Annotated in this window: 19 protein-coding genes; 12 read left to right on the top strand and 7 right to left on the bottom strand. The window is 60.9% G+C overall.

The window, feature by feature from the left end:
- Positions 1-10: 10 nt before the first annotated feature.
- Positions 11-1177 carry a mandelate racemase/muconate lactonizing enzyme family protein gene (locus tag X726_RS163435; RefSeq protein WP_023668103.1) on the bottom strand — a complete coding sequence of 389 codons (1167 nt, stop codon included), beginning with the start codon at positions 1175-1177 and terminating at the stop codon, positions 11-13.
- 54 nt (positions 1178-1231) lie between these two features.
- The gene (locus tag X726_RS163440; protein ID WP_027048643.1) at positions 1232-1942 is read right to left on the bottom strand and encodes a GntR family transcriptional regulator; all 711 of its coding nucleotides are present in this window, start codon (positions 1940-1942) and stop codon (positions 1232-1234) included.
- 205 nt (positions 1943-2147) lie between these two features.
- On the opposite strand from X726_RS163440, the gene X726_RS163445 reads away from it, so the two are divergent.
- The 6 genes from X726_RS163445 (at position 2148) to X726_RS163470 (ending at position 8738) form a co-directional block, all read left to right on the top strand.
- Positions 2148-3626 carry a sugar ABC transporter substrate-binding protein gene (locus X726_RS163445; RefSeq protein WP_023668101.1) on the top strand — a complete coding sequence of 493 codons (1479 nt, stop codon included), beginning with the start codon at positions 2148-2150 and terminating at the stop codon, positions 3624-3626.
- 81 nt (positions 3627-3707) lie between these two features.
- Positions 3708-4667 (top strand): sugar ABC transporter permease, encoded by a 960-nt coding sequence (locus X726_RS163450; protein WP_023668100.1) that lies wholly within the window; start codon positions 3708-3710, stop codon positions 4665-4667.
- Positions 4664-5554 (top strand): carbohydrate ABC transporter permease, encoded by an 891-nt coding sequence (locus tag X726_RS163455; RefSeq protein ID WP_023714612.1) that lies wholly within the window; start codon positions 4664-4666, stop codon positions 5552-5554. The genes X726_RS163450 and X726_RS163455 overlap by 4 nt, the downstream gene beginning before the upstream one ends.
- Positions 5555-5678: 124 nt before the next feature.
- Positions 5679-6776, top strand: coding sequence for an ABC transporter ATP-binding protein (locus X726_RS163460; protein WP_023668097.1), 1098 nt, complete (start codon positions 5679-5681; stop codon positions 6774-6776).
- Between the two features lie 31 nt (positions 6777-6807).
- Positions 6808-7971, top strand: a complete 1164-nt coding sequence (locus tag X726_RS163465; protein ID WP_023668096.1) for a mandelate racemase/muconate lactonizing enzyme family protein — start codon at positions 6808-6810, stop codon at positions 7969-7971.
- A 23-nt stretch (positions 7972-7994) separates the two neighbouring features.
- Positions 7995-8738 carry a ribonuclease activity regulator RraA gene (locus X726_RS163470; protein ID WP_023668095.1) on the top strand — a complete coding sequence of 248 codons (744 nt, stop codon included), beginning with the start codon at positions 7995-7997 and terminating at the stop codon, positions 8736-8738.
- Positions 8739-8822: 84 nt separating this feature from the next.
- On the opposite strand, the gene X726_RS163475 is transcribed toward X726_RS163470, so the two are convergent.
- Together X726_RS163475 and X726_RS163480 are read right to left on the bottom strand one after the other, a co-directional pair.
- Positions 8823-9959, bottom strand: coding sequence for a DUF930 domain-containing protein (locus X726_RS163475; RefSeq protein WP_023668094.1), 1137 nt, complete (start codon positions 9957-9959; stop codon positions 8823-8825).
- A gap of 141 nt (positions 9960-10100) precedes the next feature.
- Positions 10101-10256, bottom strand: a complete 156-nt coding sequence (locus X726_RS163480; RefSeq protein WP_023712171.1) for a DUF1127 domain-containing protein — start codon at positions 10254-10256, stop codon at positions 10101-10103.
- Between the two features lie 234 nt (positions 10257-10490).
- Between X726_RS163480 and X726_RS163485 the strand changes: the two genes are divergently transcribed.
- The 4 genes from X726_RS163485 (at position 10491) to X726_RS163500 (ending at position 14911) form a co-directional block, all read left to right on the top strand.
- Positions 10491-11360, top strand: coding sequence for a LysR family transcriptional regulator (locus tag X726_RS163485; RefSeq protein ID WP_023668092.1), 870 nt, complete (start codon positions 10491-10493; stop codon positions 11358-11360).
- Between the two features lie 318 nt (positions 11361-11678).
- A complete protein-coding gene (ftsZ, locus tag X726_RS163490; RefSeq protein WP_023668091.1) occupies positions 11679-12659 on the top strand; it encodes a cell division protein FtsZ in 981 nt (326 codons plus the stop codon).
- A gap of 455 nt (positions 12660-13114) precedes the next feature.
- Positions 13115-13756, top strand: a complete 642-nt coding sequence (locus X726_RS163495; protein WP_023668090.1) for a hypothetical protein — start codon at positions 13115-13117, stop codon at positions 13754-13756.
- Between the two features lie 183 nt (positions 13757-13939).
- The gene (locus X726_RS163500; protein ID WP_023668089.1) at positions 13940-14911 is read left to right on the top strand and encodes an SDR family oxidoreductase; all 972 of its coding nucleotides are present in this window, start codon (positions 13940-13942) and stop codon (positions 14909-14911) included.
- Here X726_RS163500 and X726_RS163505 read toward each other — a convergent pair.
- The gene (locus X726_RS163505) at positions 14905-15114 is read right to left on the bottom strand and encodes a hypothetical protein (RefSeq protein ID WP_156933213.1); all 210 of its coding nucleotides are present in this window, start codon (positions 15112-15114) and stop codon (positions 14905-14907) included. The two genes, X726_RS163500 and X726_RS163505, sit on opposite strands and share 7 nt — an antisense overlap.
- 55 nt (positions 15115-15169) lie before the next feature.
- Between X726_RS163505 and X726_RS163510 the strand changes: the two genes are divergently transcribed.
- Entirely contained in the window at positions 15170-15487 is a 318-nt protein-coding gene (locus tag X726_RS163510) for a hypothetical protein (protein WP_023668087.1), read from the top strand.
- Positions 15488-15513: 26 nt separating this feature from the next.
- Positions 15514-15690 carry a hypothetical protein gene (locus X726_RS26625; protein WP_023668086.1) on the top strand — a complete coding sequence of 59 codons (177 nt, stop codon included), beginning with the start codon at positions 15514-15516 and terminating at the stop codon, positions 15688-15690.
- Positions 15691-16195: 505 nt separating this feature from the next.
- Here the strand turns inward: X726_RS26625 and X726_RS163515 are convergent.
- Positions 16196-18271, bottom strand: coding sequence for a response regulator (locus tag X726_RS163515; RefSeq protein WP_023704642.1), 2076 nt, complete (start codon positions 18269-18271; stop codon positions 16196-16198).
- Positions 18272-18281: 10 nt separating this feature from the next.
- A complete protein-coding gene (locus X726_RS163520; RefSeq protein ID WP_031195793.1) occupies positions 18282-23993 on the bottom strand; it encodes a HAMP domain-containing protein in 5712 nt (1903 codons plus the stop codon).
- Between the last annotated feature and the right edge of the window lie 57 nt (positions 23994-24050).

Here is a 24050-nt window from a genome sequence, read left to right as displayed (position 1 = left end):
ATAAGCGTTGCTAGCCAAGCACTATCTCGTGGGCCTGCAGGTAGTCTCGGTTCATCTCGACACCGAGACCCGGCTTCGACGCCAGCTTGAGGCTGCCGTTCGAGACATCGAGTGGCTCGTCGATGAGGTGATTATATTTGTCCAGGTTCCACTCCGACGTTTCGAGCTTGTAGAAGTTGGGAACCGTCATCATCACCTGCGCTCCCGCAACCACATTGATCGGTCCCGCGGCGTCATGGGGCGAGACCGGGATGTAGTAGGCTTCGCACAGGGCGGAAATCTTCTTCAGTTCGGTAATGCCGCCGGTCCAGGTAACGTCCGGCATGATGTAGTCCGCAAGCCTGTTCTCGAGCACCGGCACGAAATCCCATTTGGTGTGGCCGCGCTCGCCCCACGAGATGGCGGCACTGACCTTCTCACGCACTTGCTTGAGAGCATTGAGGCTTTCTGGCGGGCATGGCTCCTCGAACCAGTCGATCTGGCCGGCTTCCTCGAGGCTTCGGCAGAGGCGAATGGCGGTGGGGACGTCGAAGCGGCCATGCGCGTCGATGAGAATGTCGACATCGGGCCCCGCCGTTTCACGGATCAAAGCCGTTAGTTCGGCAGCCTCGCGCTCGTCCTTGCGGGTCATGCTGCCATCGAGGTAGCCGTCCCGCTGTTCGCGCGCCAAGCCGTCGGTGATGCGGCCCTGGTGGGGGAAAGGATCGAACTTCAGCCCGGTGTGTCCGGATTCGACGATGTCTCGAATTTCGCGGACCACAGCCTCCTTGCTGGTAAACTTGGCCTGGTTGGGATGGGTATAGAGCGCGATTTCATCGCGCACCGGTCCGCCCAGCAGCTCGTAGATCGGCTTGCCTAGAACTTTGCCGCGAATGTCCCAGAGCGCTATGTCGATAGCGCTCACGCATTCGACTGCGGCGCCGCGGCTGCCCATATAGGTGAAGCTGCGGAAAATCTTGTGCCAGAGATGCTCGATGCGCGCCGGATCCTCACCTGTCACGGCAACACCGATCTGCCGCAGGATCGTGCACAGCGCGCGGTTGGCGAGCCTTGTGGTGGTGGTGATTTCCCCCCAGCCACTGACCCCTTCGTCGGTCGTCACCTCGACGAACAGGAACTCTCCCCAATAGGAAGCATCGGACTTGATCAGCCACGGCCGAACGCTCGTGATTTTCATCTCTCAACTACCTCTGTCTGATGGCCGGACCAATGATTTTCTGGGCTGGAAGTTCTATCCGGCCCGAGCGGCGTTGCGCGCACGCATCTGTTCGAGAACGTGCCGGCCGGAACCCTCGACATGGCGGGCAATGAGTTCGGCCGCCTCGTCGGCATTTCCCGCTTTGATATGCGCGATGAGCTCGCGGTGTTCACGCATGATGGCGGCCCGCCGCGCGAGCGTGAAATTGAAACGCCGGCTCACGGCCCGCAGCACTTCGCGATGCTTCCACCAAAGCTCGGCGGCATGGCGGTTGTAGTGACGCTGGTACATTACGGTGTGGAAGGCGGTATCCAGTTCACTGTGCCGCAATGTGTCGGTGAAGTTGTTCTCTTCGATCAGAGCCTGGATGCGTTCGAGTTCGGCGATGTCCTCGCTGGTCGCCATGTTCACGAACCATCGCGTCAGGGCCGGCTCGATCAGGACTCCGATCTCGTAGATATCCCGGACGAAATCCTGATCTATGGGCCGGACGCGGGCGCCACGGTTGGCGACAAAGGTGACGAAGCCCTCCCCTCGCAACAGCTGCAGCGCCTCGCGTACGGGGTTGGTCGAGGTGCCGTGACGCCGGGCGAGATCGGTAACCACAAGTCGTTCGTTGGCGGCGAGCCGTCCCTCGATGATGTCTTCCCGGATCAGTTCATAAAGCGAGGCGCCCTCGCTGGACGCCCCGATGGGATCAATCCCCACGGGTGGCTCTGCTTTGAAATCGCTTGTTTCGGCCAAAGCCGGCTCCCCCGATTAGTACATCGCATGCTCGATATCATACACGCGTTTTGCAAACAATGTACGATCGGGTGCGTTGACAGGCAATCCACGATCTGAAAACGTACCAGATGATCGAAGGGATACATTGAGCAGAAGGACGCATCCCGCACGGTCGGACGAGCCCCTTGGCGCACAGCGGCATGGGAGAATCTGGGAGGATACTATGACGAGGATTACACTCGGCGGTGCCGTCCTGCGCGGCACTGTCGCCACTGCTTTGATGGCGTCGCTCATGTCGGGATCGGCGCTGGGTTCGCCGCCAGTCGATTTGAGCAAGTGGTCGCCGGAATATGTGCGCTCCATCGCCGGCACACAGGATTTCGACACGGCCGCCGATTGCGGCAAGGTCACTCCGCTCGACTACAAGGGGCGACTGACGTTCTGGTATCAGGGCGTGTTCGAGGGCGACCCCGACCTGCTGCGTCAGTACTACAAGGATTTCTTCGAGACCTTCCGCAAGACCTATCCGAACATCCAGCTCGAGGATCAGGCCCTCACCTACAACGACCTTCTCGACAAGTTCCGCACGGCGCTGCTGGGCAATGCCGCGCCGATGGCGGTCCGCCTGCAAATCCTGGGCGGAACCGAGTTCGCCTCGAAGGGTTATCTGCAGCCGCTCAAGCCGGAAGATGTGGGCTATCCCACAGAGGATTTCTGGCCCGGCGCCATGAAGGCGGTAACATGGGATGGCGTGACCTACGGCATTCCCACCAACAATGAGACGATGGCGTTCATCTGGAACGCCGACATTTTCAAGCGTGCGGGCCTCGATCCGGACAAGGCTCCAGCTACCTGGGACGACGTCGTCAAATATTCCAAGCAGATCCATGACAAGCTCGGCATAGCCGGCTACGGCCTCGTGGCGCGCAAGAACGCCGGCAACACGCCGTACCGCTTCATGCCGCAACTATGGGCCTATGGCGGCGGTGTCTTCGACGAAGCCTCCGCGAACCCGACCTATAAGGAGGTCGAGCTCAATAGCCCGCAGAGCAAGGCGGCGTTGCAAGCCTCCTACGACATGTATGTTCGCGACAAGTCGGTTCCGGTCTCGGCCCTCACCAACCAGCAGGCCGATAACCAGCCCCTGTTCGTCGCCGGCCAACTCGGCATGATGGTCTCGCACCCGTCCGACTATAACGTCATGCTCGACCTGCAGAAGAAGGCAACGGGCGCCGACAAGGACAAGGCGCAGACCGTCATCGACAACATGCGCTATGGCCTGATTCCGACCGGCCCCGACGGCAAGCGCGCCGTCGTGTTTGGCGGCTCGAACATTCACATCCTGAAGCCCGAATATGTCGAGGGCGGCAAGGTGGACGAACCGGCTGCAAAGGCCATCATCTGCATGTGGACGAGCCCTGAATGGTCGCTGAAGATGGCGTATGCCGGCTCGAACCCGGGCAACCTCAACGGCTTCAAGACCAAATGGATGAAGGAACGTCTGGACAACATCAAGTTCCTCGATGTCACCACCTCGATGTTGCCATACGGCATTCCGTTCCCGGCGCTGCCGCAGTCGCCCGAGATCATGAATATCATCGTCCCGGACATGCTGCAGAACGCCCTGACCGGAGCGATGACCGTCGACCAGGCTGCCGACGATGCGGCCGAGAAGGTGAAAAACCTGATGGACGGACTCTAGTCCGGGCCTGACCTGCGATCCGACCGGCTGTGCCGACAGTGCGTGCAGCCGGTTTGCTCCTAACAACAAGGGCACGCCATCGTGACGATCGTGACCGGCAAGGCCGAGGCTCGCCGAAGATTGCAACCCGGTAGCTCCGGCGTGCTGCGGAATATCTGGGAGCATCGCGCCGACTACGCTTACGTGCTTCCAGCGATCGCCGTGATGCTCATCGTCATCGCCTATCCGATCTACTACACGGTCGAGCTGTCGTTCTTTAAGACGCCGCCTGGCCTGCAGCTCCGCGACAAGACCTTTATCGGATTGGACAACTACACGGCCATCGTCACCAGTCAGGTGTTCTGGAAAGTCACCTTGAACACCCTGATCTGGACGATCGCATCTACCTTCGTTGCCTTTGCCTTGGGATTTGCCGCCGCGCTGGCCCTCCACCGCGAGTTTATCGGCCGGGGTGTCCTGCGCGCTATCCTGATCATTCCCTGGGTCATCAGCGCGGTTGCCGCCTCCTATATCTGGAAGTGGATCTACCATTCGGACTTCGGCATCATCGGCGCGGTGGTGGTCGGCCTCGGATTGGCAGACCGGCCGCCGAACTTCATCGACAACGTCAGCACGGTGCTGCCCTCCTTGATCGTCGTCAACATCTGGCGCGAGTTTCCGTTTGCCATGATCATGATGATGGCCGGCTTGCAGACGGTCCCCGACCAGTTGCTGCGCGCCGCGGAAGTCGACGGGGCCAATGCATGGCAGCGTTTCTGGCACGTCACCTTCCCGCATCTGCGCAACGTCTCGACGGTGACGATCCTGCTGCTCGCAGTGGCCAATTTCAATTCCTTCATCATCCCGTGGATCATGACCGGTGGCGGGCCGTCGAACGCTTCACACATCTGGATCACCCACATTTATGAGCTCGCCTTCGGCCGGCAGCGATGGGGCGTCGCATCGGCCTATTCGGTACTCCTGTTCCTCATGCTGATGGTGCTGGGCTACTTCTACGTCCGTGCGCTGGCCGGCAACGAGCGCAACGAGGGGAGCGCATGAGCACGATCGTCGAGACAGTCCCTCGACGTCCGGCCCGGCGCCGCATGCGCATCGACGGATGGCGTTGGGCCGGGCGCATCTTCCTCGTGTTCATGCTGCTTTACACCGCGTTGCCGATGATCTGGATGCTGATCACCTCGATCAAGTCCGGCTTCGCGGCGATGCAGTTCCCGCCGCAGTGGTGGCCGGAAGAGCCTACCCTCGCCAGCTACCAGAAGCTGCTCGATCCGCAAAACAGCGTCGGCCAGGACTTCCTGCGTTTTTTCTGGAACAGCCTCTACGTGTCGACCGTCACCACAATCCTTTCGGTGATCGTGGCCGTTCCTGCGGCCTACGCCTTTTCGCGCTTTCGTTTCCCCGGTCGAAACTTCCTGTTCTTCACCGTGCTTTTGCGCAACATGTTCCCCGCGGTGATCTTTCTCGTGCCGCTCTTCATCCTGATGCGCGCGATCGGGCTGGTGAACACGCATGGCTCGCTCATTCTCACCTATCTCACCTTCGGCCTGCCGCTGGCGATCTGGCTGCTCAAGGGCTTTTACGACAACATTCCGGTGCAGCTCGAGCAGGCGGCGCGGATCGATGGGGCGACCCGGTTCCAGGCCTTCATCCTGATCGTGATGCCTCTCTCGACGCCCGGAATCATCGCCACAGCGATCTATTCCTTCATTGGCGCCTGGAACGAGTACATCTATGCCTACACCTTCCTTTCCAAGAACGAGCAGTTGACCCTGCCGGTCGGCATACAGCGTTTCTTCTCGGAGAATACGACGGACTTTCCGGGCCTGATGGCGGCCAGCTTCATGATGAGCGTGCCCGTCGTGGTGCTGTTCCTCCTCCTGCAACGATACTTCGTACGCGCCCTTACAGAAGGCGCGGTCAAACACTAGAGCCGGATGATGTCAGGTCTGTTCGACCTGAAATCTGAATCCGCCTCTAAATCAAAGAGATAGAGCATGATGTCGTCCGAAAACCGCTTCACACTTTTCGGCATCATGCCGTAGGGAGTTGCCGATGGCCCACGTGGTCCTGAGAGATCTCGTCAAGACCTATGGCGGCTTCAAAGCTGTCAACGACGTTTCGCTGACGGTCAATGACGGCGAGTTCGTTGCGCTCGTCGGCCCTTCGGGCTGCGGCAAGACAACCACGCTCAATCTTGTCGCGGGATTGATCCCGGTCACATCGGGCGACATCGTCATCGGCGACCGCGTGGTCAACGACCTCGACCCCAAGGACCGGGACATCGCGATGGTGTTCCAGAACTACGCGCTCTACCCGCAGAAATCGGTCTACAAGAACCTGGCGTTCCCGCTGCAGATGCGCAAGCTGCCCAGGGACGAGATCGACAGGAAGGTCAAGGAAGCGGCGCGCGTGCTCGACATGACGCACCTGCTCGAGCGCAAGCCGCGCGAACTTTCAGGCGGGCAGCAGCAACGTGTCGCCTTGGGGCGCGCCCTCGTCCGCGACCCTGCCGTTTTCCTCATGGACGAGCCGCTCTCCAACCTCGACGCCAAACTGCGCGTCCAGATGCGCTCGGAGATCAAGCGCTTCCACCAGGACCTCAAGGCGACCATCATCTATGTCACGCACGACCAGCTCGAAGCCGTGACCATGGCCGACAAGATGGCGGTGATGAACGGCGGCTACCTGTTGCAATACGATTCTCCGGCGCAGGTCTTTGCCCATCCGGTGAACATGTTCGTCGCCAGCTTCATCGGCAGCCCGGCGATGAGCCTTGTTCCACTGGAGGCATCGACAGCAAACGGCAACACTGCGTTGACCGGCGCGGAGGGCTGGAGCCTTGAGCTCTCGCCCCTCAACGCCCGGAAGGTTGCGGGAGCAACGTCGAGGAAAGTCGTGCTCGGCGCACGTCACTCGACCATCAGGCTCCACAAGAGCGCGGCGCCAGGCAGCGTCCCGGCCAAGGCCTATACAGTGGAGCCGACCGGAGACGTCACCTTCGTGCAGGCGTTGCTGTCAGGCGCCATCGTCAACATCAGCGTGTCCCCCAACATCGCCGTCGCACCTGACGAGCAGATCTGGCTCGAGTTCGACCAGGAGCGGCTGCATCTGTTCGATGGCGAAACTGAACTGGCCCTCAAGGCCGGCTGAGACAAGACGGGGTTCATTGGGAACGTTGGGGATGACTGAAAAGCTTAAGATCACCGCGATCAAGCCCTATCCTGTGTGGGTTGGAACGCGCAATCAGATGCTCGTCAAGATCGAGACCGACCTAGGCGTCTTCGGCTGGGGCGAGAGCGGCTTGAGCGGGCGCGAAAAGGCCGTTGCCGGCGCGGTCGAGCATTTTCGCGAGTTTCTCATCGGCCGTGACCCGATGCAGATCGGGCGGATCTGGCAGGAGGCATATCGCAGCCAGTACTTCGAGGGCGGGCGCGTTCTGCAGGCGGCGATTTCCGCCATCGACATCGCCCTGCACGACATCAAAGGCAAGGCGCTGGGGGTGCCTGTCTACGAACTGCTGGGCGGCAAGCAGCGCGACTGCATCCCCACCTTCGCCTCGACCGGAGACGAGGCCGAGGGCGACGTCGCCATCGAACGAGCCCGGGAGCTGCGCGCACGGGGGTGGCAGGCGATCCGCTTCTTCCCCGCAGGGCAAAGCAGCAGGGACATCTTCGAACCCCGCGAGTCGATCGGCGCTACCGCGAGCATGCTGAACAAGGCGCGCGAGGCGCTTGGCGACGACGTCGTTCTCGGCATCGACTATCATCATCGGCTGTCGGTGGCAGAGGCGGCGAGCTTCTGCAACAAGCTCGGCCGCGGCGTGCTTGATTTTCTCGAGGAGCCGATCCGCGACGAGACACCTGAAGCCTACGAATCCCTGCGCAGGATGACCGACATTCCCTTTGCCATCGGCGAGGAATTTGCCAGCAAGTGGCAGTTCCTGCCCTACATCGAGCGCGGCATCCATCAGTTCAACCGTCTCGATGTCTGCAATGTCGGCGGGCTCACCGAGGCGATGAAAGTCGCCGGCTGGAGCGAGGCGCACTATGTCGACCTGATGCCGCACAATCCGCTTGGTCCGGTGTGCACGGCCGCGACCCTGCATCTCGCCGCCGCGGTACCCAACTTCGCGTGGCTCGAGACCAGGGAACCCGAGACGAAGCTGGGCTTCGACAATTCCGACTTCTTCCCCGTGCAGCCACGGCTCGACGGTCCCGACTATCCGGTAAGCGACCTGCCGGGGCTCGGCGTCGAGGTCAACGAAGCGGCGGTCCGGGCGGAGGCTTTTCGTTTCTGGGAAGCGCCTCACCTCAGGCGCCGGGACGGGTCTGTTACGAACTGGTAGTTCCATCTCAACCGGAGTCCACAATGACGCATATCCCTGACATCACGCGACCGCCCAAAGACCTCATTGACGCCCTGAGGGAAATCGGCGCCGCGACGGTTGCCGGCACGCTAGGCCACATGGGTTTCCGCAATCCGCACATGGTCGGTCCGGTGGCGCAGAACCATGGGAAGTCGATCGTCGGGCCGGCGCTGACGCTGCAGTTCCTGCCGCAGCGGCCGGACCTCTTCAGCGAGGGAGAATACGCCGACCCGGAAACGCAACTGCACCGGCACGTGCTCTATCACGCGCAGGAAGGCGATGTGGTCGTCGTCGACGCGCGCGGTGACATGAGCTCGGGCGTCTTCGGCGATATGATGTCGACCTACTTCAAGGGCAGAGGCGGCGCGGGTATCGTCATCGATGGATGCATGCGCGACCGGCCGAATGTCGAAAAGCTCGATCTGCCGCTATGGCTGCGCGGCTGGACGCCCAACTACCATGTGCAAACCAGCATCTATCCGAACGCCGTCAACGTTCCGATCGCCTGCGGCGGTGTCACGGTGATCCCGGGCGACATTATCATCGCAGACGACGATGGGGTGGTAGTGCTTCCCGTCGCAATGGCCGCAAAGGTGATCGAAGAATCCCGGAAGCATCACGATTGGGAAGAGTTCTCGCGAGAGAAGCTGATGCAGGGCGCACCGCTGCAGCGCTACTATCCGCTGCATGACGATGCCCGCGGCGAATATGAGGAGTGGCGCAAGGCCAACCGCCCGGCGGATTGAGATGCAACCACGCGGCACCCAAATCACAGCGCCTTGGTGCTACATAAACCAGTCGCCCAGCGCGTGGGCATGATAACGCGCAGGCTATCCCCCCGAGTGCTGCCGGCGAAGTTCCTGTTCAAGCTGAGCGCTTTCGGCTGGCGAGGCGGCAGACCCGACACGAGAGTCGAAGGACAACACTCGCGTCGCGTCGGTGTCGACCTCACACCGGAAGCTCACATGGTACCATCCGATCGTTGCGCGAAAGGCCGCATCCGGATCTATAACAATATTGCCCGACTTCAGCGGTCTCATTGGTAGCCACTCGGGAGAAAACTCGGCGCCCTTCAGCTCCTCGGCCAACACGTTGGCGCAAAGTGTGGCAACGCGCTCACCGCGAGACATGCCGTCGGTCGCGGTGGTGCCGAATGCATTGCCGGTAGCGCCGTGCGAGAAGAGCTCGCGGACGCCCGGAAGGCCCGAGTAAGCCCCGGCTGAGGCCACCTCCGTGGAGCTAGGCTTCCTGGCGCCTCCGCCTCCAGGCTTCGAGACCTTTGCAGGGCTGCGCTTCGGCGCGTTTTCGGGCCTGGCCTTCGGCGCCTGGGCCGATGCAGGAAGCTCGAGTTCACCATCATCGCCGGGGGTGGCCAACGGCGTCGCGGCTGCTTGCTTGTCAGCATCTTGCGGCTCTTGTTTGTCTGCTCCCTGCTTGCTCGCGTCCTCGGTTGCCTGCTTCTCCTGGGTCGGCTCGGAGGCTGCGGTTGCCGGCTTCTCCTCGGTCTTGGTCGTACCCGCCGGCTCCCCGGAGTCTGGCGACGCGGCTGGTTTGCTCTCGACGTCCTTCGGCTCACCTGGCGGCTTCGTATCCTTGTCCTTGACCGGTGTCGGCGAATTATCCTGCGCGCTGGCTCCATCCAGGGATTTCCTGGGGCCGGTATCCTTGTCGCCGAACTGGAATACAGGTTTCAGCACCTCGAGCGCCGGCGGCTTTTCCGCTACAGGCTTTTCTACTTTCGGTTCCGGTTGCTTTTGCGCTTCAGGCTTTGGAGGCGGCGGGGGCTCAGGCTTCGGCGGTTCGGGTGGCGGGACGAGTGCGACATTGACCGGTTCCTCCTCCTGCGGCTGCTGGGCAGGCACGGGCAGGCCATAGACCAGGAACGCGGTGATGAGCGCATGCAGGACCAGCGATGCGGGCAAGGCCCACAGCAAGGTCCGACGCCGCTCGGATTTCTCGGTCTTCATCCCTCACGATGTGGAGCGAAACTGCGGCGGCATCAAGCGTGGCAACCGTATTGGCGCATTCAGCCGCAGCTCAGCAGTGAGGAGACGACGCCTGATTGCTTCTCGCCGCCGGCTCCATTCTCTGCATGCCCGCCTCCAATCTCAGCGACGCAGGCTGGCGTCGCGGGCACGCTCGCGGATCTCTTCGCGAGAAAGGCCCGCATCCGCCAATATGCTGTCTGGAAGCCGCCTCAAGCTCGCAAGCGTCTGGCGATAGGCAAGCCAGCGGGCGAAACGGTGTCGAAGTTCATGCAACATGATCGTCTCCTTGAGAGCGAAATACCTCACGCTCTTGAGTTGGTCGAAAACGCAAAGCAATCGCGCAAAGCGTATGCACGATCAAAGGATTGGACTGACTTCCTGGCCAACCGAGGTGCCTGTCATTGTCCCACCAGGGCAGGAATTTCCAGCGCCTCCAACGGCTGCATACTTGCGCATGATGTCCGCTTCGCGCTACAGCCACGGTCGCAAGGAGTTTTTCATTTCTGCAAAATGGATATTGGCTGGGACGATCTGAGGTTGTTTCTCGACGTTGCGCGGCTGGGTGGCCTGAGCGCGGCGACGGCAACCACGCGCCTCAGCGCAGCCACACTCGGACGACGCGTCACCGCGCTCGAAAAGCAGATCGGCGAAGCGCTGTTCGTACGTCAGCAGACCGGCTACCGACTAACCCCGGTCGGTGAAGAACTGCTGCGGCGCGCCGAAGACGTCGAAGCAGCAATGCAGTCGCTAACCCGCTGGCGCGAGGGAAACCTGCCCGACCGCATTGTCCGCGTCTCGGCCGGGCCATGGACCTCGGCCTTCGTTTCCACCCATATCGGCGAAATCTGGACCGTCGATGACGGCATCAGGGTGGAACTCGTCACCACCACCGACCGGGTCGACATCGGTCGCCGCGCCGCCGATATCGGCATCCGCAGCGAGCGCCCGACCGAACAGTGGCTGGCCGGCCGTCAGAGCGGCAAGGTCGCGTATGCCATCTATTCCGGACGCCACCTGATCAACGGCATCGCCGCCGGGTTGTTCGTCGGCGTCACCGGCGAAGGGGCAAACATTGCCTCGGCGCGCTGGCTGCAAGCCCATCACGGCGATCGCATCGCCGTGCGCGGCAACAACACCCATTCAGTGCGCGAATTGGTGGCCGCAGGCGCCGGCCTTTCGATCTTTCCGTGCTTCGTCGGTGACAGCGATCCGCGGCTGGTTCGCGTCGCTCATCCTATCCCAGAACTCGAAACCGACCAGTGGATCGTCACCCACCATGAGGAACGCCACTCCCCGCCGGTACGAAAGATTGCCGACCGGATTGCCGCTCTGATGCGGGCCCATCAGCCGTTGTTTCGCGGCAAGATGCCGATCCGCTAAGCGTCAGGCGTCGATCGGCCGCCAGATTCTCAAGGTTCTGGCGCGTGAGGCGGGCGCGTGAAGCTTGAAGGGGTTGGATCCCGGATTGTGGATTTTCGCTGGCCAGAAGCCGGGCCAATTCCGGAAATTGGCTGGAGACTCGTCCAAAAGGTCGGCTCGTTCAGGCGTATATGGTACAAGTCCCACATCTTGTCTTGCCGCAAAGTTCACCCTCTGATTCCCTGTGCCAAGGCGATAGAACCTGATTCTTGCACCTGGCGTGTTCAAGCGGCGCGTTCCGGGAACTTTTTTGTCGATCAATTCCAAGGAGACAAGACGATGAGCACCGCGGCAAGGCCCGTCATCTCGGAAATGCGGCCGAAGATAACCGTCATTGGTGTGGGCGGTGGCGGCGGCAACGCGGTCAACAACATGATTGCCGAAAATCTGCAGGGTGCGGAGTTCATCGTCGCCAACACCGATGCCCAGGCACTGACCATGTCGAAAGCATCGCGGCTGATCCAGCTGGGTGCCCATGTCACGGAAGGCCTGGGCGCCGGGTCGCTGCCCGCGGTCGGCCGCGCGGCAGCCGAGGAATCGATCGACGAGATCAGGGACCACCTTGCGGGAACCCATATGTGCTTCGTGACCGCCGGCATGGGAGGCGGAACTGGAACCGGTGCCGCGCCCGTCATAGCGAACGCTGCACGGGCAGCCGGCATCCTGACCGTGGCCGTCGTCACCAAGCCGTTCACCTTCGAAGGGAAGCGCCGCATGCAAGCCGCCGAAGAGGGCATCGAGCAGCTTCGCGAATGCGCCGATACCGTGATCGTTATTCCGAACCAGAACCTCTTCAGGATCGCCGACGCAAAGACGACTTTCGCGGACGCCTTCGCCATGGCTGATCGCGTCCTTTATTCCGGCGTCGGCTGCATAACCGATCTCATCGTCAAGGAGGGGCTGATCAATCTCGACTTCGCCGACGTGAAGTCGGTGATGCGCGACATGGGTCGCGCAATGATGGGTACCGGGGAAGCCACGGGCGAGGACCGCGCCAGGAAGGCCGCCGAAGCGGCGATAGCAAACCCGCTTCTCGACGAAGCCTCGATGATCGGCGCCAAGGGCGTCCTGGTCTCGATCTCGGGCGGCATGGACATGACGCTGTTCGAAGTCGATGAGGCCGCCACCCGCATCCGCGAGGAGGTCGACGCCGACGCCGACATCATCGTCGGCGCCATATTCGACCGGGCACTCGCCGGAAAATTCAGGGTCTCAGTCGTCGCGACAGGATTGCGGCAGGGCCTGGAGCTACCGCAGTAGGCAGGATCCGGGCTGCTGATTTATGAGTCTGGTGGACCGTGGTCATGGGCTTCGCCACCGAAAAGTCGGCCCGCAAGCCCGCACCATTGAACTTGCCGGTGAATTCGCGTTGCCGGCCTAGAGACCGAATTTGTTTCGAGGCCGCTGCCACGAATGCGCGAACTCGCATCAGCGCCGCCGCGGAACCGCTCCCAACTGCAACCGCGCCGCGAATGCGCTTCGACCCGGATCCCCAACAGGAGGCCATACAGATTGACCGCGGCAGACATTTCGCCTGCGATATGGCCAGCGTCTGCTGACCACATGATCGGCCCTTTCTGATCGGTGATGCGGGCTCGCTGGATATGGCACAATAAAACCGGCATGGGTCAGACGTCGGGAGCATCCAGTGGCGGCCAGCCTCGCAAGCGCTATATCGAAGAAAAACTCAGGTCGACCCGACAGGAGCATACTCCATGGCTGACACGCCGACACCCGATGCTTCGTTTCTCGCGGCCCTGACGACAGAGCATTTCGTGCAGCAGACAGCGATCAGCACGTCCATAAGTGAAATGGCGTCGCGGACGACCATCTACATTATGGCTCTGTCGAGCGCTCTGGTGGCAACGGGCTTTGTTACGCAGTCCTCCGAGTTCTTCCTGCCGTTTGTCGCGGTTGTGCTGCCATCGGTCTTTTTACTGGGTGCCTTTACCGTCTTGAGGTTGGTCGACATCGCCGCTGAGAACATGCAGGCCCATATCGGCATTGCCCGGATCAGAGCCTACTATCGAACTTTGGGCGACGAGGCTGCCTTCCAGTTTTCCAAGGAATTCGGTCGCTGGCCCGAAAATGACGCCGAACCTTCTCTTCGTACTGGGCCTCTCCTGGCGTACCTGACCACTGCAGCTACTATGATCGCATTCATAAATGCCATCGTCGCTGCGGCGGGCGTTACTCTGCTTGCGTTTGGTGTCGGTGCAGAACTATTGCTCGCGCTGTGTCTTGGTGCTGGAGCAGCAAGCGGCTTGATGACGATTTTCTATTTATACCAGCGCCTTCGGACGAAAGGCATGGTCCGCATTGCCAAACCCTATGGCTCTGAAAAGAGCGTGCTTTGAGCGGGTAATGAATGTGGTGTTTGTGTGAACGGCACCGGCATGGCAATTCCGATCTTATTGACGACCAATGCTCCACGCCCCTCGCAGGCTGTTCGCAATGGCGAGCCCTTTCGGGATCGAGATATTTGCGCAAACTTTTTTGCCCGGCATGCGTTGTTCGTTCTCCGAGCACAGGAGAAAGCCATGCAGACTAAGTCGCAGACTTCAGCCGAAGCCGCCAAGCAACGCCATATCCAGCGTGGTATCGACGCCAAAGACGAGACGAAGAGCATTGGCAAAATGCAACAAGCGATGCAAGCCGGCGCCCGCAAATATCCCGAGCCACCTTTTCCCGAGCAGCATCAACCCAAACCGGGGCATGAATGGGCGATCGAGCCCGCTCCGCTCTACGATGCGCCTTACTACCTCGGATCGAAAAAACTCGATGACAAGGTAGCGCTTATCACGGGTGGTGATTCCGGCATCGGCCGTTCGGTGGCAGTCTTGTTCGCCCGCGAGGGCGCCGACATTGCGATCGTATACTTGAGTGAAGACAGGGACGCCGAAGCGACCAAAAACGCCGTCGAAAAGGAAGGCCGGCGTTGCATACTGATAAAAGCCGATGTCAGTGAACGCGAGCATTGCCGCAACGCCGTGGCGCTGACGGTCGAAAAATTCGGCAGGATCGACGTGCTGGTCAACAACGCCGCTTTCCAAATCCATTCCAGTGACTTCAACGACCTGACCGAGGAACATTTCGACACGACGCTGAAGACCAATCTTTACGGCTATTTTCATATGGCGCAGGAGAGCGTGCCGCACATGGAGCCGGGCTCCGCGATCATCAATACCGGTTCGGTGACCGGCATCGACGGTTCCAAGCAACTGGTTGACTATTCGATGACCAAGGGCGGCATTCATGCCTTCACGCGAGCGCTTTCGGGCAATCTGGTCGGCAAGGGCATCCGGGTAAACGCGGTCGCGCCAGGTCCGGTGTGGACGCCGCTCAACCCTTCGGACAAGGAAGCCGACGACGTCTCGAAATTCGGCGCGGATACGCCGATGAAACGGCCAGCGCAACCGGAAGAACTTGCCCCGGCTTACGTGTTCCTCGCCTCGTCGCATTGCTCGAGTTACATCACGGGAGAGATCCTGCCGGTGGTCGGTGGCTACTGAGGTCGCGGAACGTATTTCATTGCGTTGGCTACCGAGTAGACGGCGCGCTGGCACGCGACGACGTCGTCTCCAGGGAGACGCTTGCCGCGCTCGATCGCTTCAAGAAAAGCGTGATCGGTGCCGTGCGCCGCCGCTTCACGGCACCCGCCACGGCCCGTGTTGGTCGAAATCCTCGCCCGCGTTTCAGTTTTCTGAATTTCCACTTGGAACTCTCCCGCCGGCATCCCGTTCAAACATCATTGAGCCGGGAGAACGACCATGCCACGAGGCGACAAATCGAAATACAGCGACAAACAGGAACGCAAAGCCGACCACATTGCCGAAGGCTATGAAAAGCGCGGTGTTTCCGAGAAGGAATCCGAGCGCCGGGCATGGGCGACCGTCAACAAGGACGATGGCGGCGGCAAGAAAGAAGGCGGCTCGGGTCGTGGTAAACACACCGGACACCCCGCGGCCCACAAGGGTGGGAAAAGCGGCGGCAAGGCATCGGCTTCACGGTCAGCCGCAAGCCGATCGGAATCGGCAAAGAAGGCAGCGGCAACCCGCAAGCGGAATGCCGAGCACCATGCCCATTAACTGCTCCGCAACAGATTCGGAACGCCATGAAACCCAAGCTCGCTAATCAGGTCAGCGGGCAAAGAATTTTCGTCGTGGTGCTCGACCTCGGCGAAGAAGCCTTCGCCGCGCTGACAGCCTTCGCAACCGACCAAAACCTCGGCAGTGCCTCTTTGACTGCGATCGGAGCGTTCGGCGCCGCCTTGATCGATCTTGATGCGTGAGGTTGGCAAGCGCCTGCCCGGTTCCTTGGCCATCCATGGCGGATGTCTCTGTGGCAGGATCCGATTCAGCGTCGGGATCGAACCGAGGATTCACTACTGCCACTGCGATATGTGCAGACGAGCGACCGGCAGCGCGTTTGCAGTTCTTGCCTGGATGCCCTGCCAAAGCCTGACCTGGAATTCCGGAAAGCCAACATATCGAAGGTCTTCGCCGATTGCGCAAAGAGGCTTCTGCCCAGAATGCGGGTCGCCGCTCAGCCTTTGCTACGACGCATCGCCAACCGAGATCGCGCTGCACGTCGGTACTTTCGATGATCCGGCTCACCGGGAGCCTCGGTACAACTACGGTTCAGCGCAGCGCCTTGGTTGGGTGTGCTGCGGAATAGACCTACCGGACCGCGACACCGAGGAACGCTGGTAGCGCCGCCTGTTGCGAATGACCAAGATTGCCGATCAGGAATGCGGCCCTTTGCGACGTGGCCAGACCGTTGACAACCCCTAAGCGCTAGCCGGTTTTGATCCTTTGGGGGGCCGCATTCTCTATCGCGAGGAAAATCGCTTCGAACAGATCCTCGTCCCGGAAGGGCTTGCCGAGCAAGGGCACGTCGGCTGGCCGATCGGCAATCTCCCGGGCATCGGCATAGCCCGTGATCATGACCGCTGGCCAGTCCGAGCGCAAATTGCGCGCGAAGCGGATCACGTCGACGCCGGATACGAGTGGCATGGCGAAATCGGTGATAATGACGTCGAACTCGTCGGGAGTGCGCTCCATCATGGCCAGCGCCTCCGCCCCTCCTCCCGCGCAGGTCACCTCGAAACCACGCTGGCGAAGGGACTCGGCGGTCAATTGCCGCAAAACATGGCTGTCGTCGATCAGGAGGATTGATGGGTGCTCCATCCCGGCATCGGCGAACGCTCGTTCAATGTCGGGTTCCACCACAGGATCGACCGGCTGTTCGGTCGATCGTGGCAGCCAGAGTTGCATGGTAGTTCCGCGGTTGACGACGCTTTCTATGCGAAGTGTCCCACCTGACTGCTTCATGAAGCCGTAGACCGTGCTGAGGCCGAGGCCCGTTCCCTTACCGACCGGCTTGGTGGTGAAGAACGGTTCGACGACCTTGGCGACAAGATCGGGGGGTATGCCGGATCCGGTGTCCTTGACGGCGATCATGACATAGTCGCCCGGCGGAATATCCTCTGTTGGCGTCCCGATCGATCGATTCTGCGCATGCACGGTTATTGTCCCGCCAGAGGGCATGGCGTCACGCGCGTTGAAAACCAGATTCATCAAGGCCAATTCAAGTTGGCCTGCATCGACATGCACCGGCCAGATCGTGTCATCGATCTGCCAGTCGAAACGGATCAACCCCCCCAGCACGGGCGCCACCAATCCGTTCATCGTGTCGCCCAGCGCAGCAAGGCGCACCGCTTCCGGCTTCAGGGTCTGGCGCCGCGAGAATGCCAGCATTCGCGCGACAAGGTCAGCGCCTTGTTTTGCAGAACGCCGCGTCAGGTCGAGTACCTGTTGCGCCTGATCATCCAACGTAGCCCGGCGTTCAAGCAGCCCTAACCCACTGAGAATTGCGGCGAGCAGGTTGTTGAAATCATGCGCCAGGCCGCCGGTTAGCTTGCCGATAGCGTCGATGCGCTGGGATTGAAGCAGCTGATCCTCAAGACCGCGCCGCTCCGTGATGTCAAGCAATGTGCCGATAATTTCCGGTTCACGGCCATCTGACCCGTCCGACATCACGCCCTGGTCGAGAAAAATGCGATACTCGCCATTGGCGCAATGCCAGCGGAACTCGCACGTATAGGAGCCGGTGGTTTTGGCCGCCAGCAGCGCTTGCTTCAATCGCGGCAGGTCGTCGGGATGAACGCGGTTGAGACCGAACTCCGGATCCGATGTCAGGTATTCAGGCGCAAAGCCGGTCAAGCGCTCGACGCCCTCCGTAACAAAGCGCGCCGCGAAGGGTGGCTCGGCTGCCCGAGCATGAAAGCAGACCGGCAACGAATTCAGGATGGCATCCTGCCGTTGCTCGGCGCTGCGCAGCGCGCGTTCGGCCTGAAGCTTGTCCTTGTGCGCCTGCAACGCCTGCGCCAATAGTCCCTGCTCGACCTCCGCCTTGCGCTGGATCTCGAGCGTCTTCTCGTGGAGTTCGACGAAAACCGCGACTTTCGAACGCAGCATGATCGGATCGAATGGCTTGAACACATAGTCGACCGCGCCGGCATCATAGCCGCGCAGCATATGCGCATCCTCCTTGTTGATGGCGGTCAAGAAGATGATTGGGGTGCGCTTGGATTGCTCGCGCTGGCGGATAAGTGCGGCCGTTTCATACCCGTCCAACCCTGGCATGAGGACATCCAGGAGAATGACGGCGAACTCCTCTTTCAGCAAAAAGCGCAGAGCCTCTTCGCCCGATTGGGCGCAGATGACCTCTCCGATAGTCGCGAGCACTTCGCTGATCGCCAGCAGATTGCGCTCATCGTCGTCCACCGCCAGGATACGGGCTCTTGCCGGCCCTTCGGCAAGAGCTGCCACCTCAAGTTTCCTTACCCTGTTTCTTGCCAGCTTTTGCATCGAACGGCCGTCAGTTCGCTGCCAGGAGAATTTTTTCCGGGCTCTCGACACGGGATCGGGCACGTCCGATCCAGACACGAAGCAGCGCCAGCAGGAGATCCAGATCGACGGGTTTGGCGATGTAGTCGGAAGCCCCGGCATCCAGACATTTTTGCCGATCCCCCTTCATCGCCTTTGCGGTGACGGAAATCAGCGGGATATGAGCAATCGCCGGTGTGCCGCGAATCCGCCGCATCGTCTCGTAGCCGTCCATCTCCGGCATCATGATATCGATCAATGCCACGTCGACATCGGGCGCCTGTTCAAGAAGCGCGATGCCATCACGGCCCCGCTCGGCATGCAGAACCTGTATGTCATAGGTCTCCAGAACACTCGTGAGCGAATAAATGTTACGAATGTCGTCGTCGACGATGAGAACTTTCGCCCCGGCGAGATCGGACTTGCCGTTGTGTTCAGTTCCTGCCCAGGCCTCTTGGCGACCTTCTCCCGGCAGCGTTGCCGAAATATGCAGCGCCAATTGAGCGAAGTTCTCCGCCCGCGGTGCTTCCGCCAAGGCCGGGTTCAATGCCAGTACCTGTTCAAGCGCGTCCGGGTGAGGTGTAAAGAACAGCAGCTGCGGCAAGGCTTCGCCGAATTGGCCGGTGATCTCGTCCAGCGCCTTTGCGTTGTCCTTGGCGGAGCGTCCAAAGCCGAGCACGACGGCATCATAGAAGGCGAGGCCAACGTCTTCTGCATTTGCCGCAACACGACCGATCGCGGTGACCGACGTTACGCCGTCGCGGATTGCCTCGACCAGAGCCAGACGCCGCTCCGGGTCAGGGTCCACGACCAGAACGCGGCGCTGAACGCGGAGCTTCTTCGAGTGGATATCCTGAAACACCTTCATCAGCTCGTCCGAGGAAACGGGCTTGGTGGAAATGCTGGACGCCCCCTTGCGTGCGAGACTGTCGATGTCTTCGGCACCCGAGATGACATGGATAGGAATTCCCCTCGTCTTCTGGTCATGCCGCAGCAGATCGAAAAGCACCCAGCCATCGATATCCGAAAGTCCGAGATCAAGTGTGATTGCGTCGGGAACGAGCTTGCGGGCCAATGCCAGCGTGCCGGAACCTGCAGTCGACAGAACGCCTTTCAGCCCGGCCGACCGGGCGAGGCCAAGCAGCAACCCGCCAAAGGTCGGATCGTCTTCGACGATCAACACGATCCGATCGGTGGGTAGGATTGAATCGCGGTCGTCGATCAGCTCTGCCGAGGGCGGACTGCTGAGCAGAGCTGTCGCAGCAACCGCCTCCGCCGCCGGAGCCAAGGTCGACTGTACTGTCGTCACGCGGGGGCCGTCGAACGGGATGATGAGGGTAAATGTCGACCCCTTGCCCGGCGTGCTTTCGACCCGCAATTCGCCGCCAAGCAAGCGAGCGATCTCGCGGCTGATCGAGAGCCCAAGGCCGGTGCCGCCATACTTGCGGCTGGTGGTGCCGTCGGCCTGCTGGAAGGCCTCGAAAATCAGCTTCTGTTTGTCTTCTGGAATGCCAATGCCGGTGTCGGTGACGGCGATCGCGAGAGCCTTCACCGGCTGCGTCGCGCCATTGCGGCGGCCGGCCTTTTCAACCCGGAAGTTCAGGCTGACCTCGCCTTCCGAGGTGAATTTGAATGCGTTGGAAAGCAGGTTGAGGACAATCTGCTGCAAGCGTTTCTCATCTGTGCGGACCGTGTCGGGAAGCGCCGGATCGACCTTGATGGTGAAGCCAAGTCCCTTGTCGGCTGCCAGCTGACGAAAAGTTCGTTCCATATGCTGGCGAAGATGCGTCACCGGCATATCGTTGATGTCGATGGAAACAGTGCCCGACTCGATCTTCGACAGATCGAGGATATCGTTGATGAGGCTGAGAAGATCGGTTCCTGCCGAATTGATGGTGCGGGCGAACTCTACCTGTTTTTCGTTGAGGTTGCCGTGCTGATTGGTCGCCAGCAGGTTTGACAAAATGAGCAGCGAATTGAGCGGCGTGCGCAGTTCGTGGCTCATATTGGCCAGGAATTCGGATTTGTATTTCGACGTGAGCGCCAGTTGCTCGGCTTTTTCCTCCAGCGCGCGTCGCGCCATCTCGATTTCGAGATTCTTGTTTTCGACCTGCTTCTTTTCGTTCTCGAGCAGCTGCGCCTTTTCCTGCAGCTCCTCGTTCGTCGCATGCAGCTCTTCCTGCTTTTTTGTCAGCTCGGTTTGACGCGCTTGCAATTCCGACGTCAGCAGTTGCGACTGCTTGAGCAGGCCCTCCGTGCGCATCGTCGCAGCGATTGTGTTGAGAACGATGCCGACGGATTCCATGAGCTGGTTGAGGAACGACTGGTGTGTGTCACGAAACTCGCCGAACGAGGCGAGCTCGATGACGGCTTTGACTTCATCCTCGAACAGAGCAGGCAGGATGATGACATTGGCTGGCGAGGCGCTGCCAAGACCAGATGTGACCCGAAGGAATTCTGGCGGCACATTGTCCAGCATGATGGCGCGCTTGTCGGCGGCACTTTGCCCAACCAGGCCCTCTCGCAGATCAAGCCGCTGCTTGATGGCAGCCTTGCTCTCGGCGCCATAGGAAGCCGCCAGCTCAAGATAGGATTCCTCCTCGTCGCGATTGGTGACGTAGAACACCCCATACTGGGCGTTCACCAGAGGAGCGAGTTCGGACATGATGAGCCGCGAGACGGTGGCAAGGTCGCGCTCGCCTTGCAGCATGCGCGAAAACCGGGCGAGATTGGTCTTCAACCAGTCCTGCTCGGCATTCTTCAGCGTCTGATCCTTCAGATTGCGGATCATCTCGTTGATGTTGTCTTTCAGCGCGGCGACCTCGCCGGAGGCTTCGACGCTGATCGAACGGGTAAGATCGCCCTTGGTCACCGCCGTCGAAACCTCGGCGATGGCACGCACCTGGGTGGTCAGATTGGCAGCGAGTTGATTGACATTGTCGGTGAGGTCGCGCCAGAGGCCGGCGGCACCTGGCACACGCGCCTGACCGCCGAGCTTGCCCTCGATGCCCACCTCACGGGCGACGTTGGTCACCTGGTCGGCAAAGGTGGCAAGCGTCTCGATCATTCCGTTGATGGTGTCGGCCAGCAGGGCGATCTCTCCCTTCGCGTCGACCGTCAGTTTGCGCCTGAGATTGCCTTGCGCGACCGCCGTCACGACATCGGCGATGCCGCGCACCTGATTGGTCAAGTTCGTCGCCATCAGGTTGACGTTGTCGGTCAGGTCCTTCCAGGTACCGGCAACACCTTCGACGCGCGCCTGGCCACCAAGCTTGCCCTCGGTGCCAACCTCACGCGCGACTCGGGTGACCTCGCCGGCGAAGGAGTTCAACTGGTCCACCATGGTGTTGATGGTCGACTTGAGCTCCAGGATTTCGCCCTTCACATCGACGGTGATCTTCTTCGACAGGTCGCCGCGCGCCACGGCGGTCGTGACTTCGGCGATGTTGCGCACCTGGCCGGTCAGATTCTCGGCCATCGAGTTCACATTGTCTGTGAGATCCTTCCACGTGCCGGCAACGCCGCGCACCTGCGCCTGGCCTCCCAACTTGCCTTCCGTGCCGACCTCGCGTGCCACGCGCGTGACTTCCGAAGCGAAGGAATTAAGCTGGTCCACCATTGTGTTGATGGTGTCCTTCAGCTCCAGGATCTCGCCGCGGACATCGACGGTGATCTTCTTCGAAAGGTCCCCGAGCGCCACGGCGGTGGTTACCTCGGCGATGTTGCGCACCTGGCCGGTCAGGTTGGCCGCCATGGCGTTGACGTTTTCGGTCAGATCCTTCCACGTGCCGCCGATGCCGCGCACCTGGGCCTGGCCGCCGAGCTTGCCATCGGAGCCGACCTCGCGCGCCACACGTGTCACTTCCGAAGCGAAGGAATTGAGCTGGTCGACCATCGTGTTGATGACGTCCTTGATCTGCAAGATCTCGCCCAGCGCGTCGACGGTGATCTTCTGGGTCAAGTCGCCGGTCGCAATGGCCGTTGCCACCTTCGACACGTCACGCAACTGCACCGTCAAATTGCCGGCCATGGCGTTGACGTTGTCGGTCAGATCCTTCCAGGTGCCACCGACGCCTTCGACATGCGCCTGGCCACCAAGCTTGCCTTCCGACCCCACTTCGCGGGCCACACGCGTGACCTCAGAGGCGAAGGAGTTCAGTTGGTCGACCATCGTGTTGACGGTGTCCTTGAGCTCCAGTATCTCGCCTTTGACGTCGACGGTGATCTTCTTCGACAGGTCGCCGCGCGCCACGGCGGTGGTGACTTCTGCGATGTTTCGAACCTGGCCAGTCAGGTTGGCGGCCATGAGATTGACGTTGTCGGTCAAATCCTTCCATGTGCCGCCGACGCCCCTCACCTCTGCCTGGCCGCCCAGCTTGCCTTCGGTGCCGACCTCGCGTGCCACGCGCGTCACTTCCGAGGCAAAGGAGTTCAGTTGGTCGACCATCGTGTTGATGGTGTCCTTGAGTTCCAGGATTTCGCCTTGCACGGCGACCGTGATCTTCTTGGACAGATCGCCCGACGCGACCGCCGTGGTCACCTCGGCGATATTGCGCACCTGACCGGTCAGGTTCTCGGCCATCGAGTTGACGTTGTCGGTGAGGTCCTTCCAGGTGCCGGCGACGCCGCGCACCTGCGCCTGGCCGCCAAGCTTGCCTTCGGTGCCAACCTCGCGTGCCACGCGCGTGACCTCGCCCGCGAATGAATTCAGCTGGTCCACCATCGTGTTTATCGTGGATTTCAGCTCGAGAATCTCGCCCTTCACGTCGACAGTAATCTTCTTCGACAGGTCGCCCAAAGCCACCGCGGTCGTCACTTCGGCGATGTTGCGCACCTGGCCAGTCAGGTTCTCGGCCATGGAATTCACATTGTCGGTCAGATCCTTCCACGTGCCACCAACACCCTCAACGCGCGCCTGGCCGCCAAGCTTGCCTTCAGTGCCGACCTCGCGCGCCACGCGCGTCACTTCCGAAGCGAAGGAATTAAGCTGGTCCACCATCGTGTTGATGGTGTTCTTCAGTTCGAGGATTTCGCCCTTGACATCGACTGTGATCTTCTTCGACAGGTCGCCCGACGCGACTGCGGTCGTGACCTCCGCGATGTTGCGCACTTGCCCGGTCAGGTTCGTGGCCATCGCGTTGACGTTGTCGGTCAGATCTTTCCACGTGCCGGCGACGCCCTTGACCCGGGCTTGGCCGCCGAGCTTGCCTTCCGTACCGACCTCGCGCGCCACGCGCGTCACCTCGGAGGCGAAGGAGGCCAACTGGCCGACCATGGTGTTGACGATCTTGCCGATGCGCAGGAATTCGCCGCGCAGCGGTCGGCCGTCAATTTCGACCATCATGGTCTGCGACAGGTCGCCCTTGGCGACGGCGCCGATAACGCGCGCAACCTCAGCCGTTGGCTGAACCATGTCTTCTATGAGATCATTGACTGAACGGACACTGGATTCCCAACTGCCGGTGGCATTGCGAACCCGGCCGCGCTCGCCTATCCGCCCTTCCTTGCCGACGACCCGGCTCAAGCGCTCGAACTCGCGCGTCACTTGGTCGTTGAGGTCAGCGATCTCATTGAAAGTCTCAGCTATCTCGGAATCGAGGCCTTCATAAACATTGTCGATGCGGACGGAGAAATCGCCGCGCCGGAAAGCTTTCAGAGAATTCAGGATGCTTCGACGGTCCAATTGCTTCTTGGATGCCTGCACGGTCACAGCGCCACTCCCAGCCCTATGGATTTATACGGATAAAGTTGCCCCCGCGGC

It is taken from the genome of Mesorhizobium sp. LSJC285A00, from assembly GCF_000503155.1.
GTDB lineage: Bacteria > Pseudomonadota > Alphaproteobacteria > Rhizobiales > Rhizobiaceae > Mesorhizobium.
The sequence above is the reverse complement of the archived record's forward strand: the minus strand, read 5'-3'. Positions and strand labels throughout refer to the sequence as shown.

Excerpts from the sequence above, each read along its gene's own strand:
- X726_RS163435 (WP_023668103.1), bottom strand. The coding sequence starts at position 1,177 with ATGAAAATCACGAGCGTTCGGCCGTGGCTGATCAAGTCCGATGCTTCC.
- X726_RS163445 (WP_023668101.1), top strand. The coding sequence starts at position 2,148 with ATGACGAGGATTACACTCGGCGGTGCCGTCCTGCGCGGCACTGTCGCC.
- X726_RS163455 (WP_023714612.1), top strand. The coding sequence starts at position 4,664 with ATGAGCACGATCGTCGAGACAGTCCCTCGACGTCCGGCCCGGCGCCGC.
- X726_RS163460 (WP_023668097.1), top strand. The coding sequence starts at position 5,679 with ATGGCCCACGTGGTCCTGAGAGATCTCGTCAAGACCTATGGCGGCTTC.
- X726_RS163465 (WP_023668096.1), top strand. The coding sequence starts at position 6,808 with ATGACTGAAAAGCTTAAGATCACCGCGATCAAGCCCTATCCTGTGTGG.
- X726_RS163470 (WP_023668095.1), top strand. The coding sequence starts at position 7,995 with ATGACGCATATCCCTGACATCACGCGACCGCCCAAAGACCTCATTGAC.
- X726_RS163475 (WP_023668094.1), bottom strand. The coding sequence starts at position 9,959 with ATGAAGACCGAGAAATCCGAGCGGCGTCGGACCTTGCTGTGGGCCTTG.
- X726_RS163480 (WP_023712171.1), bottom strand. The coding sequence starts at position 10,256 with ATGTTGCATGAACTTCGACACCGTTTCGCCCGCTGGCTTGCCTATCGC.
- X726_RS163485 (WP_023668092.1), top strand. The coding sequence starts at position 10,491 with ATGGATATTGGCTGGGACGATCTGAGGTTGTTTCTCGACGTTGCGCGG.
- ftsZ (WP_023668091.1), top strand. The coding sequence starts at position 11,679 with ATGAGCACCGCGGCAAGGCCCGTCATCTCGGAAATGCGGCCGAAGATA.
- X726_RS163495 (WP_023668090.1), top strand. The coding sequence starts at position 13,115 with ATGGCTGACACGCCGACACCCGATGCTTCGTTTCTCGCGGCCCTGACG.
- X726_RS163500 (WP_023668089.1), top strand. The coding sequence starts at position 13,940 with ATGCAGACTAAGTCGCAGACTTCAGCCGAAGCCGCCAAGCAACGCCAT.
- X726_RS163510 (WP_023668087.1), top strand. The coding sequence starts at position 15,170 with ATGCCACGAGGCGACAAATCGAAATACAGCGACAAACAGGAACGCAAA.
- X726_RS26625 (WP_023668086.1), top strand. The coding sequence starts at position 15,514 with ATGAAACCCAAGCTCGCTAATCAGGTCAGCGGGCAAAGAATTTTCGTC.
- X726_RS163515 (WP_023704642.1), bottom strand. The coding sequence starts at position 18,271 with ATGCAAAAGCTGGCAAGAAACAGGGTAAGGAAACTTGAGGTGGCAGCT.